1 protein-coding gene is annotated in these 220 nt (G+C 49.1%); it reads left to right on the plus strand.

All coding sequences use genetic code 11. The features are described from left to right. Positions 1-220 (plus strand): Ig-like domain-containing protein (locus tag V6255_RS18580; protein WP_341629441.1); only part of this gene is annotated, 220 nt, incomplete at both ends.

Raw genomic sequence — 220 nt, forward strand, 5'->3', positions numbered from 1 at the left:
ACACGCCAGTGACGATTGATGTTACTGCGAACGATACTGACGTCGATAACGGTGAGGTTTCCCCAGTTGATACCGTGACGCAAGGTACTAACGGCACCGTTGCGATCAACGATGATGGTACCGTAACTTACACGCCGAATGCAGATTTCAATGGCACGGACACGTTTACTTATACCAATTTAGATGGCAACACTGAAACCGTGACGGTCACCGTTGATCC

It is taken from the genome of Psychromonas arctica (assembly GCF_038155225.1).
Lineage (GTDB): Bacteria > Pseudomonadota > Gammaproteobacteria > Enterobacterales > Psychromonadaceae > Psychromonas > Psychromonas arctica_B.